Raw genomic sequence first — 15,013 nt, forward strand, 5'->3', positions numbered from 1 at the left:
CGACGACGCGGAATCGTCAGTCGACGTAGCTCTCGCACGCGCCCTGGCGGACGGTGTCGAGGGTGACGCAGTGCAGCCCGCCGCCGAGGGTGCGGGCGTGCCGCAGGGTGTGCGGGAGCACGTCCACACCGTGCTTCTCCAGCGCGGCGATCAGGTCGGTCTGGGCGGCGTCGACGACGGCGAGCCGGGGGTTGACCATCAGCAGGTTCATGCCGATCCACGGCGAACTCAGCGGCGGCCGCCCACCCGTGGCGGGGGTGCCGGTGTCGCGCATCGGCGGGCACCAGATCCGGTCCCACGAGCGCAGCGGCGCGGGGACGGTGTCCTCGGTGACGCGCTCGGGGTTGAACAGCACCAGGCCCGGCCGGATCAACGCGATAGTGCTGTCGATGTGCGTGTACGCGTACACCCCGCGCACCGCGTGGACGGTGTACTCGCCGGCCAGCGCGAGGACCGACCGCAGCCAGCGCAGCCCGGCCTCGTTCCCGGACGCGGAGACCAGGTAGAGCAGGTCCCGGCCGATGCGCAGCACGTTCGCGGCCTCGAACGCCGGCTCGCCATCGCCCAAGACCGGACGGCCGACGGAGTCGACGGGGTACAGCTCATCGGCGAGCCGCGGCTTCGGCGCAGCCAGCCACACGGACCCGGCCTGCGCGTAGCCGGTGAACACATGCCGCAGGGTGTCGAGTTCGTGGTAGCGGGCGCGCATCGGACTGGGCGTCTCGATGATGGCGCTGCCGACGACGAGCGCCAGGTCGCGCGGGCAGTACCCGTACAGGCCAGGAGCCGACCACGACGGCGTGGCGTGCGTGCGGGAGTGGTCGACGGGCGCGGGGCGGTGCACCCGCACACCGAGCGCGGTCAACGTATCGGCGAGCGCGTCCAGGTCCTCTTCGCTCTCCTCGATCACCCGCGGGTCCACCGGGCCGCCGCGCACGCCGGCGAGCTGGTCGGCGGTCAGATCGCCGTACAGGTTGAGCCACGCCGACCGGTCGGTGTGCGGATCGGGCAGGTATGCGCCGCGGGCGGTGCCGACGACGACTTCGAGCAGCGGGCTGAACTCGTCGTGCGAGCACGCGGGTTTCGCCGCGTCAGTCGGCATCGGGACAGTCGGTCTCGTAGTGGACAGGGTTATGGGCATGGCGGACTCCGGAATGGTGGGGTGACGACGGACGAAGACGGAGAGAGGGCGGCAGCAGCTCAGGTCAGGGCGCGCAGGCCACGGCGGCGTCGGTGCTCGGCGAGGTCGGCGCAGACCATGGCCCGCAGCAGCCACCGGTCGGTGCCGTCGTAGCGGGGACGGAACAGGGTGCGGCCGTGGACGGCGCGCCGGTTGTCCAGCACCAGCAGGTCCCCGGGCTCCAGCACGTGACCGACGGCGGCCGCACCGGCCGCCTCACTCGCCGAGCGCAAGGCTTCGGCCGCTTCGTCGTCACCCGGGTCGTGCGGGCGCAGATAGACCGCGTCGAAGCGGATCTCCGGGTCGTCGACCGGACCGGACAGCACAGCAACCGGCGCCGCAGCGGCGCTCTGCGGCCCATCGTGGGCGCCGTCGGTGAGATGGGCGCTGTCCGGGCGCACCGCGAACCGCGGCTCGCGCAGGATCCGCCCCCAGCGGTCGCCGACGCGGTCCTGGATCGCGCGGGCCGACGCGAACACGGTGGCCGCGTCCGGGGCACCGCGCAGGCACAGCAGCGCCAGGTAGTGGCAGCGGTCCGGCCGGTGGGCGTCTTCGACGTGCCACAGCAAGTCCGTGCTGTCGCCGCTGGTCTGGGCCGCGTGGTGTGTGCGGACCGGCAGCACGTGCTGCACGAGCCTGCCGCCGTACAGCGAACGGAAGCCGAACGGTTCGCCCAGCAGCGACGCCACTCCCAGCAGGGCGAGCGCGCCGCGCTGCGCATCCGCGCCGACCGCGGTGGGGGTGAGGGTCGTCGGAGTCGGGACGAGCTTCGGCAGGCCGGCAAGCACGGCACGCAGCAGCAGCGCCTCCGCAGGAGCGCCCCGGCCGCGGTAGCGGGCGACCGCCCGGTGCACATCGGCGGGAAGGGCGGCGCTCATCGCGGCGCCGTGCTCGGCCCAATCCCGGCGCGCCGCTTCGTCCGGCGCCTCGTCGCCGGGGTCCAGGCTGCGGGCGAGGGCGAACAGCGCGACCTGCCCGGGCCGGTCGACATGCACCACCACCGCGTCGTCGGGGCGCAGCAGTGCGGCAGCTCGCGCGGTGAGCAACGGCGTCAGCGTCATGGCCACCAACCTCGGTCCCGGGGATCAGCGCCCCCCGGGAGCGGTGGCGGGGGCGCTCGAACGCAAGAAGGACACCGCGTCGGCGAGATCGTGCTTCGAGGCGACGGCCTTCCGCTTCAGTTCACGCCTTGGCCCGGTGCCGGGACGAGGCCGCAAGGGCGGACACATCACCGGACACTTCGGCGCGGAGCTGTCGTGTCCTGTTCTCGGTGCCGTGTGCGCGTCGTTACCGTGAATCATCAGACCTGGGGGTGTTGATGGCCGACCAAGAGGTCAGACCGGTCAATGCGAAGCTGGTCGCCGCCCGGATCGCCCGGGGCTGGCCCACCCAGCAGGACTTCGTCGACGCCTACGACAAGCACGCGCGCGCCTTGAACCAGAAGGCCACGATCTCCGTCCGGCAGGTGCGCCGCTGGGAGGCCGGGAAGACCGGTCTGCCCAACCGCGACGCCCGGCGCGTCCTCGAGGCCATGTTCGAACGGCCCCTCGAAGAGCTCGGCTTCCACCACCCGGCCAGCCTGCACCCTGCTGTCCTAACGGAGTTGGAGAACGACGTGCGCTGTCGCGCTTTCCTCGGCGGCGTGGTCGCCGGCGCCCTGCCGCTGTTCGACCTGGACGCGCTCGACCACCTCACCGCCGCAGCCCACAACGCCCACCGCTACAGCGACCACCACCTGGTCGACCACCTGGGCGACGCCCTGGACGAAGCCGCCCGAGTCGACGGCCGCATTGGCCCACGCCAGGCCCTGCCCGCTACCCTCGGCATCCTCGCCGCCGTCCACACCACCGCCCGCGACGCCCCAACCGACGTCCGCCGCGAACTGCTGGTCCTCGGCGCCCGCGGCGCCGAACTCGCCGCCTGGCTCCACAAGGACAGCGGCGCACCCGCCCGCGACACCGCCTACTGGCACCAGCAGTCCAAGGAATGGGCGACCATGGCCGGCGACGGCCCGATGCACGCCTACGTCCTCCTGCGCCAAGCACAGGCCACCGACCGCGACGACCCGGCCGGCATGCTCGACCTCGCCCGCGCCGCGACCACCGGCCCGTGGACGCTACCGCCGCGACCGCGAGCCGAAGCCCTCCAGCAGGAAGCCCGCGCGCTCGCCATGACCGGCGCGGCCACCGACGACGTCGACCGCGTTCTCGACCAGGCGCACCAGGCGCTGGGCCAAGCAACACAGGCGACCAGCCAGGCCACGTGCACCGGCCCGCTCGGCGAGAGCTACACCCCTGAACGGCTCATGGTGCAATCGGCGATCTGCTACCGCGAGGCCCGCCGTCCCGAGCGCGCCGTCGACCTCTTCCGCCACCACCTGGCCACCGGCACGTTCGCCCCCCGCGACCGCGCGTTCTTCACCGCCCACCTCGCCGGCACCCTCGCCGACGCCGGCGAGCCGGACGCGGCCGCCGAAGCCGCACTCCAAGCACTGGACATCGCCGCAGCCGCCCGTTTCGGGCAAGCACTCACCGAACTGCACCGCACCGGAACCTGCCTGCAAGCCCACCGCGAGCGACCGGCCGTCCGAGAACTGCACGCGCAGCTCGCCGCCACCGCCCCATAGCCACCCACACCAGACAAGTCGGCCCGGTCGTCCGGGCTCACGGGCCCAGGTAGGCGCAGACCCGCGAGATGACGTCACGCTGCCAGGCCTGCGTCTGCGCGTCCGTGTACTGCGGGTCGTCGTGGACCGCGAACCCGTGCTGAGCTCCCTCGACTTCCATCAGCTCCGTCGCGCCGCCGAACAACGGCCGGAACCGCCGTGACAACTCCACCGGCACGAACGTGTCCTTCGTACCGTGCACGATCAACGTCGGCGCCCGCACCGCGCCCAGCACCGCGGCCACGTCCCACAGCAGGACCTCGTTCAGCAGCGCACGGCCCAGCTCGAATGGGCTCCGCTCGGTGAACCCGGCCTCGTTCAACTGCCGGGCGCCCTCCAGCGACAAGTAGTCCGCGGACCAGCCCGGGCGGGACGTGGTGTACCGCTCGCGGTAGTCCAAACGAGGGTTCAGCAAGACCAATCTGGCCACATCGTCAGGCCGGTGGCTGGCCAGCAGGGCGCACGCACCCCCCGAGAACGAAGCGGAGATCACGTGCACCGGCCCCAGCCAGCCAGTCTCCCGGCGCACGCAGTCGACGGCGGCACGAACGTCGTTGGCAACGGCAGCGATCGTCAGCTCCGACTCGCGGCCCTCGCTTGCCCCATGGGCCCGCAAATCGAACCGCAGGCTCGGGATGCCGACCTGCGCCAGGCCGACCGCGAGACGAGTGAAGAACCCACCCTCCTCCCGGGTAACACCCGACCCGTGCACCAGCACAGCCACCCCGGTGGCCGCGACGCCCCCGGCGGACAAAGTCCCCTTGAGCAGCGTCCCGTCCAGCGACCGAAACGCCACCTCGTTGTCATCCACGTGCCCAGGTTAGGGCCTGTTCCAGTGGCCTCTAAGCGACCATCCGTGTCGGTGCCCGCCACGGACATACGCACGCCACGCGCGGTCGGACCGCACGCCTGGATCGAGCAGACTGGAACCCGGTACGCCCCCGCAGCCCCCCGAAACCAGCGCCTACGCCGTGTTCACCCTGTAATCAACCCCCGACGACGTTTGCGAGGCGATCTCCATCACCACCGACACGCCGCTGACCGACGGCGTCATCAGCCTCGGCCCGCTGCGCCGCGACCTAGTCGACACCTACCTGCACTGGACCAACGACCCCGTGGTGATGCGCGGGAACGGCCGTGCGGAACCCGAGACCCGCGAGAACCTCGCCGCTGGCACCGACGTCCGGCTCGCGGGCGACAACTTGCACTTCACGGTCTACGACACCACCCGCACCGCGGACGACGGCGGTCCGCTGCCGGTCGGCACGACCAGCCTGTCGATCGACGACTATGTCGGCACCGCCGAATTCTTCATCGTCCTCGGCGAAGAAGGCCGCGGCCGCAGCCTGGCCGCCCGCGCCACCCGACTGACCCTCCAAGCCGCGTTCGACCACGGCCTGCGGAGCGTCTACCTCGCCGTCCTCGAACGCAACACGCCCGCGATCCGCGCCTACGCGCGTGCCGGGTTCCAGCGCATCGGTGTCCGACGCGCCTGCGGATGGTGGGACGGCGAGGTCTGCGGCGAGGTCCTCATGGACGCCGTCCCCAGCGATCTTGCCCAATCCACCCTGTCTCCTGCAGCCTCGGCGCGGCCACGCTGAACGCTCCCGGTGTGAACCTCCGGTACCTCAGGCCCGCAAGAACCAGGGAGGCCGACTGCGACCACACGGGAGTTCGTCAAGGACCGCACCGCCGACGGCGGCGTCGTATGGCGTCCCGAGGACGGCCGGTTGTTCGAACGCACCAGTGGCCCGGAACTCTTCCCCGAAGCCGAGTTCCAGCAGCAGCTGGTCGAGGCCGGCTACCCGGTGCCCGTTCAGGTCGACCGCGGCCGGGCACAGACGGCCGTTAGGTTCACCGAACGCAGCGTCGGTGCGGCACCGCTGCACGACCTGTCGCCGACGCCGAGGGCGCCGGTGCGCGAGCAGCGCGGGCTCAGATGTCCTTGAGCTTCTGCAACTGTCCGCGGACGAGGCGGTCTGTTCGGTCGGCCGGGCCACCAATACCGAGGCGGCCTGCATTGCCACATCGCCTTCGACGACCAGGGTGATGATGCCGTACACGGCCCCGGAACGGTTCGTCGACGAGATCCGGTAGCTCACCGAATCCGGGCCGTATGTCCCGGCCTTCACGTCGCTCACCGAGTAGTCGGTGATCTCCCCGTCCTCGGTCTCCGAGAACGTCGCGCGGACGCCGAGTGCCGTGCGGAACGCTTCGAGTTCCTGCATGAGGTCGGAGTTGCGCCTGCCGGTCACCGGGTGGGGCCGATCGGCGCCGCCGTCGGTCGGGGCCGGGCCAGGGCCCCGAGCGGGAACCCGGGATCGCTTCCGCCGCGTCATCGTCCACATGGGTGCGGCCGGGGGTGGGGCGTCGTGAGGAGCGGCCGGAGGCCCGGGAGTCAGGGGGGAATCGTGAGCACAGGTCGTGGTGAGCCGGGGTCGTGGCGGGATCCGCGGTGGTGGTGGATGGTCGCGGTGGCGTGCGTTGCCGTCGTGGTGGTGGGTGCCGGCCTGGCGCCCGGCACCGGATTGGCCTCGGATGCCCGTGGTTCCGCAGTCATCGGCGGGGTGGTTTTCGGTGCGCTGGCCGTCCAGGACGCCTGGCGATGGTGGCGGCGCGGAACGCGTACGTTCGTCGGGTTGGTTGTGGAATTGAGGCGTTCCTTCTTCGACCCGACGTACGGGGAACGGCATGAAGACCACGCAATGGGCCGCATGTGGCACTCCACCGCCGAGGCGCTTTCCGCGCATGTGGCCTGGCTGTGCACCCGGGACGGCATGACCGATGTGTGCATCGACGACTCAGCCGAAGACCCGCAATGCGCCGACGTGTTCGCCACGACCGCGGACGGCATGCCGTTGCTGGTGCGGGTCAACGGCTGGACACCCGCCAACAAGCCCACCGCTGTCGGCGGCGCGAAGATGCGCCGCCTCGCCGACGACGCGGCACGCCACGATCTCGACGGAGCGAAGTACGCCTATGTCGTGGCCGAATTCAAGGGCAACGCCTTCACCGCCCCGGCACGCCGAACAGCGAAGCAGTACGGGATCACCATGCTGACCGTCGAGGACCTCGGCCATTGGGAAATCGGCAGCGCACCCCCGGCGCTGGGCGTGGCCCTTTGAGTCTGCATCCGCCGGTCCCCGGACGGACACCGTGCTCGTCCGCGTCGGCGGTCACGGGTCATCGGTGGTGTCCTTGTCCCGGTGCGATCCCGCGCAGCGCACCGTACGACGTCACCAGGTGAAAGGGCATCGCAGGGCGGGCGATTCGGAGAACCTTGTCCGCTGTTGTCCGGGCGACGCGGGCCTCCGCCGCACGGGGGCCGCGGAGCGCCCTCGACCGGCTGCGCGCACCCGTCGGGTCCGTGTGCTCCGTGCCTCCGCAACCGGGGTCGCGCCGTCGTCGTCCTCACGTCTGATAGCGGTGCGGGGGGCGCGCCGCGCGAACGGGACGAGGGGGGTGCCGGCCCGTGCCGGGGAGGGCGCGGGTCGGGTCGACCATGCGTGGTCCGAACAGACGGCAGTTCCTGCTGGCGAGCGGCGGCGTGGCCGGAGCCGCGATCTTGGGGGTGGGATGCGGAGGCTCGGGGCAGCGGGCGGAGAAGCGCCCGCTCGCCTGGTCGGTGCGTCCGCTCAACGGTGACATCCATTGGAGCCAGGAGATGGTGGCGTGCGACGGCGCCTTCGTGGTCGTCGGCACGACGCCTGACGCGTCGTCGCTGTACGCGTTGGACGCGGGAACCGGCGCCGTGCGGTGGCGGGTGCAGGCCCCGCTGGTCCTCGAGGCGCTGGCCGCGGCGGACGGCGTGGTCGTCGCCGGCGGCGGCGGTCGCGCAGGGGCACTGTGGGTGTGCGTCGACGTGAAGACCGGGGCCGAGCGCTGGCGTTCCACCTCCGTGGGATTCGGCGTGCCGACCGTCGGCGACGGAAACGCCTACATCTACGCGGACGAGGCCGACGGCACCCAGCGCATCCACGCGCTCGGCCTGGCCGACGGGCGCGAACGCTGGAGTGCGGCGGGCTCGTTCGGGTACCACACGGCGTCCTCCAACGGAGCCGTGTACGCGATCACCGACGACAAAAGGGCGACCGCCGTCGCCGCGGACACCGGCGCGAAGCTCTGGGCCGCCGACCGCGGTGCGAGCCCCCGGAGCCGGATCATCACGTCCGCGGACGGTCGGACGCTCTACAGCATGGCGTCCGACGGAGGTTCCGTGCTCGCGTACGACACCGCCTCGGGGCGGACGCGGTGGACGGCGCCGACGCGCGCGCTGGGCGTCGCGTCGATGGCGGCGGTCGGCCCCAGCCTCACCGTCATGACGACCCGAGGCGTCCTGATCCTCGACGCGGCCACCGGCACGCGGCGCGCGGAGGTGGAGACGGCGGACCGCCCCGGCGACCAGACGTTGTTCAGCGCGCACGGCCTGGTGTACGCCTACACCGGCGACGCCGGCAGCGTCGGCGCGGAGAGCCACGGGCGTCTCGAAGCCATCGACCCGGTCGCCTGCGCCTCCCGATGGAACGTCAACACCAGGACGTGCGCGGCCAGTTCGCTATGCGCCACCGCCGACACCGTCTGCGCCGCGACGAAGGACAGCGTGCTCGACGCGTACACCCCGGACACCGGCCGTCTCCGCTGGACCGCCGACCTGCCAGACGACGCCTCCGTGATGAGCAACGCACCGCGCGTTTACACCGACGGCAAGATCTGCACGGCGGGCGACCGCGTCTACGCCTTCTCGGCCTGACGAGTTCGTGCATGGTTGGCGGTGCGGCGTCGAACTTTGTTCGGCGATCCTGGTCGTGTGGTAGGGGACTCTGCGCGTTCAGCGTGGCTGCCGGACTGCCGATGGCGAAGCTCGCCCTGAGGGCCTGGCCTTGGCTGGGTTTGTTCCCTCTGGTCTATTCCTTTCGCAACGCCCGATGGCTGCCGTTCCGGGTCCGGGTGAGAGGTCCGGTGTCCTGTGCGGCCGGGCTGCCTCACTCACGCGCCACCACGCGTGGTCTCCCTGGCACCAGGCCTCCTGACCCACCACCCGGGACAGGAGGCCTCCGTGCTTCCGGACCACGTGACGTGACCAGGGAGGGACATGCACGACAACGGCGGCTACGACGACGCGCCCGAAGGACGCAAGTCCGTCGAGGAATGCGGCAAGTGCCACGCTTCCGGACCGGACGGCCCGACGATCACCGGCGTTGGCGACGACGGTGTCCTCGTAACCGTGTTCCACACCCGGGAGTGCATCGACGAGTTCATGCACGAGAGCGACGAGAGCCAGGCCGAACTCAAGGAACATGAGGCGGCCGTCCGCCGCGGCCTGGCCGCCGTCCGCGCGCACCTGCGCCACGACCGGCCCGCGCCGGGCAGCGAGGCCGCAGCGTATGCGGCGGTGGTGGCCGAGCTGGTCGACGCGTTTCTGGTGCAGGACATGCGCGGCCGGTTCGTCGTGCACGAGCAATTCCTCGGCATCCTCGGCCAGCACTTCCCTCACTCATCCGCCGTGGACAACACACCCGCAACGGCGCGCGACGACGCCGACGTGCGCGGCGGCCTGGAGCCGTTCACGGTCCCCGATGACGACACGGCGCTGCTGTCCTGGGTGCTGGACCACGGCGGGACCATCGCCTATGACGGCGACCTTCAGCGCGGCCCCAACCCCCGGCACCGCATCACCCTGCCCGACGGCGAATCCATCGTCGTTGCCCCCGGTGACCGCCTCCTCGGTGGCAACGGCACTATCCACCTCGCGGTCCCCGACTACCGCGACGGCCGGTGACGCGTACCAGAGCACGCTGGTGGCGGTCCCGGCTGTTCGGGAAGCGGCCGGGGCCGGCGCGTCGGGCGGATCGAGCGCGAGGCCAGCAGGACTGGGGGTTGCCAGTCCTCGTCGTGCCCTCGGTTGCGGCACCGTCGGCATGGCGCACAGCCAGGCTGGTGAATTGGCGCAACGACGTTGTCGAGTCCTGCGCCGTGGCACGGTGAAACATGGGTGGTCTCCGCGATGAGGCCACCCATGTTTCGGTGTTCCACCGTGCTGGCCTGCGGCAACCTCCGGCTGTGCCGTTGGGCTGACGCCTGACCTACGTCGGCCGAACGTCACCTGAACGTCGCCCCAACTGCGTCCGGGCGCCCGGCAGCCACGGACTACAGCACTGCTCTTCGGCCCCGCCGGGCGGCGTACCGTCGAGCGAACGAAGAGGCCGCGCGTGACGTGTGTCGAGCGTCCCTTGGTGCGCGGCACACGCCGTTTGCAGGGTCGGGACCTGGAACCGGTGAACAGCGTGAGAAATGACTGCGGTTGCGCGTCAACGGCCCCATGGTGAGGGCATGGCATGAGAGACACCCATGGACCGCGCGGCGTCTGAGCGGATCTCCGCTTCTGCCCGCACCGCCCCCGAACGGCCGACGGCCTCCAGTGGGTTCGACCGAGGTGCTCAGCACGCCGCCGCCCGCAACACCGTTGAGGATGACCACTACCGCTGGGACGACGAAGAAGACGAGAGCAGCCGGAGCCACGAGGTTTCTCGGCAGGTCCGACAACAGCCCGAGTACCAACCGCGCCGCCCTGCGCCGGGGTTCGACCCGGGTGAAGCGCCCCGCGATCCGGCCCGTCAAGCCCTCGAACGCATCCCGCCGGCGGGCGGGATCTATGCTGTGACCTGCGGCCACCGTCTCTTCGTCACTCCACACAACTCACGACGATCACCGGTGGCCGCAGCCGTCTTCTCACCGGCTCTGACAGCCAACGTCATGATCTGTGGCTGGAGTGGGCGGCGGCCGAAGGGGCGACGCAGGCACGCCGTCCCGTGTCAGGAGGACATATGCGACGTGGCGAAGTCTGGTGGGCAGATTTCGACGAGCAGACGGCAGTCGTACTGCTGTCGGGAGAAGAGGCGTCCGGTTTCTTGGCGATGCAGGTCGTCGCTCCCGCAGGCACCGATATCAGCGGCGTGGCCGTTGAGGTGGCAGTAGGTGCCCCCGAAGGACTGCCTCTCGAAGGCGTTGTTACTGCTTGTCTTTGAACTCCCGGACTGTCTTACGCTGATCGGGTGAGCCAGGGCAACGTCGTACGCCTGCCGAGGCGGAGGCCGGAGAAGCTCTGTCCGTTCTGCGGTGCGCTGCTGCCGGCGAACTCCCGGCCCGAGCGCATCTACTGTTCGTCGAGGTGTCGTTCGGCGCAGTGGCGGTTGCTACGGCGGAGCCGGGCGCGGGTTGCGGCCCTGGTCAGGGGTATTGAGTCGCGGGTGCGATGTCCTGAGTGCGGGGCGATTTGGACGTCCGGTGTGGAGCGCGCAACGCGGGCGGTGTACTGCTCGGACCGGTGCAGGGTGCGCGCGTGCCGTCGCCGGAAGGAGAGTGACGAGTCCACGTGAGGGGCGCGCAAGGCGCTGCAGCGCGTCGGACTCGGAATCACGGTTTGGTTGCGGCGGAAGCCGCCGGACGGCGATAGTCCGTTTCAGGCGGATAGTCCCGTTCGCTTAAGCGTTGCAGTAACGGTGATGCGAACGCCTCAGTCCCCGGGGTGTGGGTGCGCCGGTGGCGCGCGGTGGTCCGCCTCGTCCGCCCGTTGGGAGCCTCTGCCGACCGGCTCGGGCGCCGCTCGACACTGGCTGCGCGCGCTCCGGGTCCGCGGTGGCCGATCGGTTGCCCCCGGTGCGCGGAGGCGGTGGTCACCGTGTCGGAGAAGGTGGGGAACGTCAGCCAGGAACGCTTCGAGGAGCTGGTGTCGCGGGGGCGCGAGCTGGTCGCGCAGATGACGCGGTCGCAGTTCGAACTGGGCGACATGGCCTTGGAGATCGAACCGATGGGGACGTGGGGCGGCAGTGTTCCCGCGGCGGACCAGCAGCTGTATTCGGTGGAGACCGCGATCGGGTTCTTCGCGGAGGGCGTGGGCCTGGCGACCAGCACGGTGCTCGGCTACCGCTGGACCGCGTCCAAGTGGCCGGCGGCAGAGCGCCGGGCGGGGATCCCGTTCGGGGTGTTCAAGGCGCTGGCCTCGATCACGGGCGAGCGAGAGCGGTTCGCCACCCTCGCGGACACCCCGCTCAACCCGCGGACCGGCGAGCGCCGGTGGTGGCTGGACGAGGCGAACCGCATCGTGGGGCGGCTGGTGAAGAACCCGGCGTCCGCGCAGGAACGCGTGGAGAAGATCCACGACCTCGCCCGCGACGACCAGGTCGCCGCGCAGGTGACCGCTGACCTGCTGCGCCGGCCTGAGGTCGCGGCGGCGGCGATGAGCGACACGGCCACCAAACGCGTCGTGAACACCGTGCAGTTCGAGAACAGCAAGGCCGCCGCCGAGGTCGCAGCCGACTTGCTGCGCCGCCCGGACGTCGCGGCCGGAGCCATGAGCGACACGGCGGTGAAGCGGGTGGTCAACACGGTGCAGTTCGAGGACAGCGCGGCCGCGGCGGAGGTGGCCGTGGAGCTGCTGCGGCGGCCGTCGGTGGCGCGCCAGGCGATGACGGACCGGACCGCGCGGCACGTGGTCAACACCGCGCAGTTCGACAACTCGCGCCTGTTCGGCGAGGGGCTGCGCGAGCAGGTCCCGCTGCTGGCCCGGGTGGAGCGGACCGCGCAGTTCATCGACCTGATCGGCGTCTGCGTGCAGTTCACCACCGGCGCCGGCCAGGCGATCCCGTCCTTGCGCGGGCACGAGTTCACCGACGAGGAACGCGACGTGGTATCGACGCACATCGCCAGGATCCGGGCGACGGCCGACTGGCTGGAGTCGGTCCTGGCCACCGGCGCGGTCGACCTCGACGGCGCGCTCGCGCGCATCCTCCAGGGCGAGTAGGCCATGGCACGCCGCGCGTTGCCGCCGAACGTGAGCGGCCAACGCGTCCGGGTCGCGCTGATGGAGGCGCGGCCGACGGGTCTGCACATGCACCAGCTGATCCGGGCCAGCGAGCTGACCCGCAGCCAGGTACGCCGCGGCATCAGCTACCTGCGTGACACGGCCACCGAGCTCGATCTGACGCCGTTGATCTGGGACCGGCGGCACGGCTACCGGTTCAGCGCCGACCCCGAGGACTGGGCCGCCTACGAGCTGCGGCAGTTCCGCAAGGAGCTGTCGTTCATCCGCCGGATCGTCACCGGCTGCGTGCTCCCGCACCAGCAGCAGCGGCCCGAGGACAAGGCGGTGAAGTTGATGCTCGGCCAGCTCAACGGCATCGAGTCCAGCTTCGAGTACTTGATCATGCAGCTGGAGACCGCCCGCAAAACCGCCTGACGCGTTCCGGTCCGCGAAACCCTCACCAGGAAGGAACAGCGGGTGCGCCCCGCTGCGCGGGGCGCACCCGCGACTCGGCCATGCCACGTTCACGATCCAGGCCCGTCCCCGCGTCGCAGTCACGGCGGCAGCGCTATCCGTCCGACACCTCGTTTGCCGAGTGGGCCGTGCTGGAGCGACTGCTGCCGACCCCGGCATGCCAGACCCGGCAGGGCGGGCGCCCGGAGAAGCACCACCGCCGCGACATCGTCGACGCGATCCGGTACGTCGTCGACAACGGCATCAAGTGGCGCGCGCTGCCTGCGGACTTCCCGCCGTTCCAGACCGTGTTCGGGTTCTTCACCCGCTGGGCCGCCGCAGGCGTGGTCACCCGCATCCGCGACCAGCTCCGCCGGCGCCTGAGGATCCGCGCGGACACGAGTCCCCGCCCGGTCTCGGTCATCCTCGACAGCCAGTCGGTCAAGGCCGCCGAGACCGTCTCGCGCGCCACACGCGGATACGACCCTGGCAAGAAGATCAACGGCAGGAAGCGACATCTCGCCGTCGACAACCGCGGCCTGCTGGTGTCCGTCCTGGTGACCGGTGCGGACGTCCGTGACGCCGACGCAGCCCGAGACGTCCTGTGGCGGCTCCGCCTGATCCACCCCTCGGTCGTCGTCGCCTGGGCCGACTCCGCCTACGCCGGCCAACTCGTCCAATGGGCCGACAAACTCGGCATCACCCTCAAGACCGTCCCACGCCCCAAAGGCGCCAAGGGGTTCGTCGTGCTCCCCAAACGGTGGATCGTCGAGCGGACCAACGCGTGGACGCTGCGGGCACGGCGGAACGTCCGCGACTACGAACGCCTCCCGCAGCATTCCGAAGCCCACGTCAACTGGGCGGCCATCGCGCTGATGACCAAACGCCTTACCCGCAAAGGCGCCACCGCCACCCGCACCGCCAAACCCTGGCGCAAGCGCGAGGGGGCAGCCTGACATGGCAACACGGAGGCCCGTGGCGGCGTCATGCCTGTCCTGCGAGTGGATCTTCGCAGTCGAAGATGCATGCAGAGCATCGGCCGGTGCCGTTCGGCAGCACGGTCCGCAGCACACGTGACCCGGTGCGCAGGTCCTCGATGCGCACGTCGACGCGTCCGCGGACCTTCGTCTTACCGCTCCAAAGCGGGGTGTCGATTGCGGCTTCGATCGCCGCAGCTGGATCCTGCGGCAGGACCGCACCGCTGGTGAGGTACTCCTCGTCGAGGACGAACCGCATGCTGGTCCCGTGGCCTTCAGCCGGCCCCAGGTCCGTCAGTCGCGTCTCCCGCCCGAACCCGGAGTCGACCTGGTAGTGACGCCCGTCGCGGCGCACCGAGGCTGCCACCTGCGAACATGCCGCGGTCGGCACGGCCAGGCCTACACCGCGCGGCGGGCATGCGCCCGCGACCAGTTCGCGGAACATCCGCACAACCCACGGGGCGGGATCCCACCTCGGACCGACGGGGTGTATCGGGAGTCCCGGGCCGTCGTCCTCCACCCGGAAGCAGCGGTCGGACTCGATCACCACCCGGACGTTCAGCACAGGACCGACGTGGAACTCCCACAACACGTCAGCCACGACACTCTGCAGCACCTGAAGCGGAAATCCCGGGTCCCCCGGTCCCACCCCGAAGTAGGACGCCGGGCGCTTCCGGACGACTTCATACCCTTCGAGGACCTGGACCTCGGCCGTATCCGCGCGGGAGCCCGTGTCACGTTCCACACGCCAATCCTGCCCCAACACGCTGGCTCCCGGACGGCCGAGCGAGGATCAAAGACAAGTTCTGAACTTGCCGTTTAACGTCAGGGATGGGGTTGCTCAAGAGCCCAGGCCACCAGCCCCGGGGCAGCATTCGTGAGCTGTTGGACGTAGTTTTCAAGCGTCGATATGCAGTCCGGCACCGTGGTGGTGACGG

General features: G+C 70.8%; 12 protein-coding genes and 3 pseudogenes. 9 read left to right on the forward strand and 6 right to left on the reverse strand.

Going from position 1 to position 15,013, the window contains the following annotated elements:
- Positions 1–16: 16 nt before the first annotated feature.
- Complete coding sequence (locus ABEA93_RS35160; RefSeq protein WP_345679987.1) at positions 17–1,102, reverse strand: inosamine-phosphate amidinotransferase 1; 1,086 nt, start codon at positions 1,100–1,102, stop codon at positions 17–19.
- Between the two features lie 98 nt (positions 1,103–1,200).
- On the reverse strand, positions 1,201–2,241 hold the full coding sequence (locus ABEA93_RS35165; protein WP_345679988.1) for a TauD/TfdA family dioxygenase: 1,041 nt from the start codon (positions 2,239–2,241) through the stop codon (positions 1,201–1,203).
- 257 nt (positions 2,242–2,498) lie between these two features.
- On the opposite strand from ABEA93_RS35165, the gene ABEA93_RS35170 reads away from it, so the two are divergent.
- Positions 2,499–3,806: a helix-turn-helix domain-containing protein gene (locus ABEA93_RS35170; RefSeq protein ID WP_345679989.1), complete on the forward strand. Its 1,308-nt coding sequence runs from the start codon at positions 2,499–2,501 to the stop codon at positions 3,804–3,806.
- Between the two features lie 37 nt (positions 3,807–3,843).
- Here the strand turns inward: ABEA93_RS35170 and ABEA93_RS35175 are convergent, their stop codons facing one another.
- The gene (locus ABEA93_RS35175; protein WP_345679990.1) at positions 3,844–4,656 is read right to left on the reverse strand and encodes an alpha/beta hydrolase; all 813 of its coding nucleotides are present in this window, start codon (positions 4,654–4,656) and stop codon (positions 3,844–3,846) included.
- 256 nt (positions 4,657–4,912) lie between these two features.
- On the opposite strand from ABEA93_RS35175, the gene ABEA93_RS35180 reads away from it, so the two are divergent.
- Complete coding sequence (locus tag ABEA93_RS35180; protein ID WP_345680001.1) at positions 4,913–5,446, forward strand: GNAT family N-acetyltransferase; 534 nt, start codon at positions 4,913–4,915, stop codon at positions 5,444–5,446.
- A 27-nt stretch (positions 5,447–5,473) separates the two neighbouring features.
- Here the strand turns inward: ABEA93_RS35180 and ABEA93_RS35185 are convergent, their stop codons facing one another.
- Entirely contained in the window at positions 5,474–6,100 is a 627-nt protein-coding gene (locus tag ABEA93_RS35185) for a hypothetical protein (RefSeq protein WP_345679991.1), read from the reverse strand.
- A 156-nt stretch (positions 6,101–6,256) separates the two neighbouring features.
- Between ABEA93_RS35185 and ABEA93_RS35190 the strand changes: the two genes are divergently transcribed.
- From ABEA93_RS35190 to ABEA93_RS35200, 3 genes are all read left to right on the forward strand, one after another.
- Positions 6,257–6,970 carry a hypothetical protein gene (locus tag ABEA93_RS35190; RefSeq protein ID WP_345679992.1) on the forward strand — a complete coding sequence of 238 codons (714 nt, stop codon included), beginning with the start codon at positions 6,257–6,259 and terminating at the stop codon, positions 6,968–6,970.
- A 377-nt stretch (positions 6,971–7,347) separates the two neighbouring features.
- Positions 7,348–8,595: an outer membrane protein assembly factor BamB family protein gene (locus ABEA93_RS35195; RefSeq protein WP_345679993.1), complete on the forward strand. Its 1,248-nt coding sequence runs from the start codon at positions 7,348–7,350 to the stop codon at positions 8,593–8,595.
- Positions 8,596–8,937: 342 nt separating this feature from the next.
- Entirely contained in the window at positions 8,938–9,624 is a 687-nt protein-coding gene (locus ABEA93_RS35200) for a hypothetical protein (protein ID WP_345679994.1), read from the forward strand.
- Positions 9,625–10,370: 746 nt separating this feature from the next.
- Here ABEA93_RS35200 and ABEA93_RS35205 read toward each other — a convergent pair.
- Positions 10,371–10,517: pseudogene (locus ABEA93_RS35205) on the reverse strand (IS701 family transposase); the annotation flags it as partial.
- Positions 10,518–10,669: 152 nt separating this feature from the next.
- Here ABEA93_RS35205 and ABEA93_RS35210 point away from each other — a divergent pair.
- The 4 genes and pseudogenes from ABEA93_RS35210 to ABEA93_RS35225 all read left to right on the forward strand — a co-directional run.
- A pseudogene (locus tag ABEA93_RS35210) lies at positions 10,670–10,855 on the forward strand (type II toxin-antitoxin system PemK/MazF family toxin); the annotation flags it as partial.
- A 668-nt stretch (positions 10,856–11,523) separates the two neighbouring features.
- Entirely contained in the window at positions 11,524–12,645 is a 1,122-nt protein-coding gene (locus ABEA93_RS35215) for a DUF6192 family protein (RefSeq protein ID WP_345679996.1), read from the forward strand.
- A 3-nt stretch (positions 12,646–12,648) separates the two neighbouring features.
- Positions 12,649–13,080: a hypothetical protein gene (locus ABEA93_RS35220; RefSeq protein WP_345679997.1), complete on the forward strand. Its 432-nt coding sequence runs from the start codon at positions 12,649–12,651 to the stop codon at positions 13,078–13,080.
- 80 nt (positions 13,081–13,160) lie between these two features.
- Positions 13,161–14,048: pseudogene (locus ABEA93_RS35225) on the forward strand (IS5 family transposase); the annotation flags it as partial.
- A gap of 34 nt (positions 14,049–14,082) precedes the next feature.
- Here the strand turns inward: ABEA93_RS35225 and ABEA93_RS35230 are convergent.
- Positions 14,083–14,676, reverse strand: coding sequence for a hypothetical protein (locus ABEA93_RS35230; RefSeq protein WP_345679998.1), 594 nt, complete (start codon positions 14,674–14,676; stop codon positions 14,083–14,085).
- Positions 14,677–15,013: the final 337 nt, after the last annotated feature.

Source organism: Yinghuangia aomiensis (assembly GCF_039542225.1).
In the GTDB taxonomy this organism is placed as follows: domain Bacteria; phylum Actinomycetota; class Actinomycetes; order Streptomycetales; family Streptomycetaceae; genus Yinghuangia; species Yinghuangia aomiensis.

Excerpts from the sequence above, each read along its gene's own strand:
- ABEA93_RS35220 (WP_345679997.1), top strand. The coding sequence starts at position 12,649 with ATGGCACGCCGCGCGTTGCCGCCGAACGTGAGCGGCCAACGCGTCCGG.
- ABEA93_RS35160 (WP_345679987.1), bottom strand. The coding sequence starts at position 1,102 with ATGCCGACTGACGCGGCGAAACCCGCGTGCTCGCACGACGAGTTCAGC.
- ABEA93_RS35200 (WP_345679994.1), top strand. The coding sequence starts at position 8,938 with ATGCACGACAACGGCGGCTACGACGACGCGCCCGAAGGACGCAAGTCC.
- ABEA93_RS35195 (WP_345679993.1), top strand. The coding sequence starts at position 7,348 with ATGCGTGGTCCGAACAGACGGCAGTTCCTGCTGGCGAGCGGCGGCGTG.
- ABEA93_RS35170 (WP_345679989.1), top strand. The coding sequence starts at position 2,499 with ATGGCCGACCAAGAGGTCAGACCGGTCAATGCGAAGCTGGTCGCCGCC.
- ABEA93_RS35165 (WP_345679988.1), bottom strand. The coding sequence starts at position 2,241 with ATGACGCTGACGCCGTTGCTCACCGCGCGAGCTGCCGCACTGCTGCGC.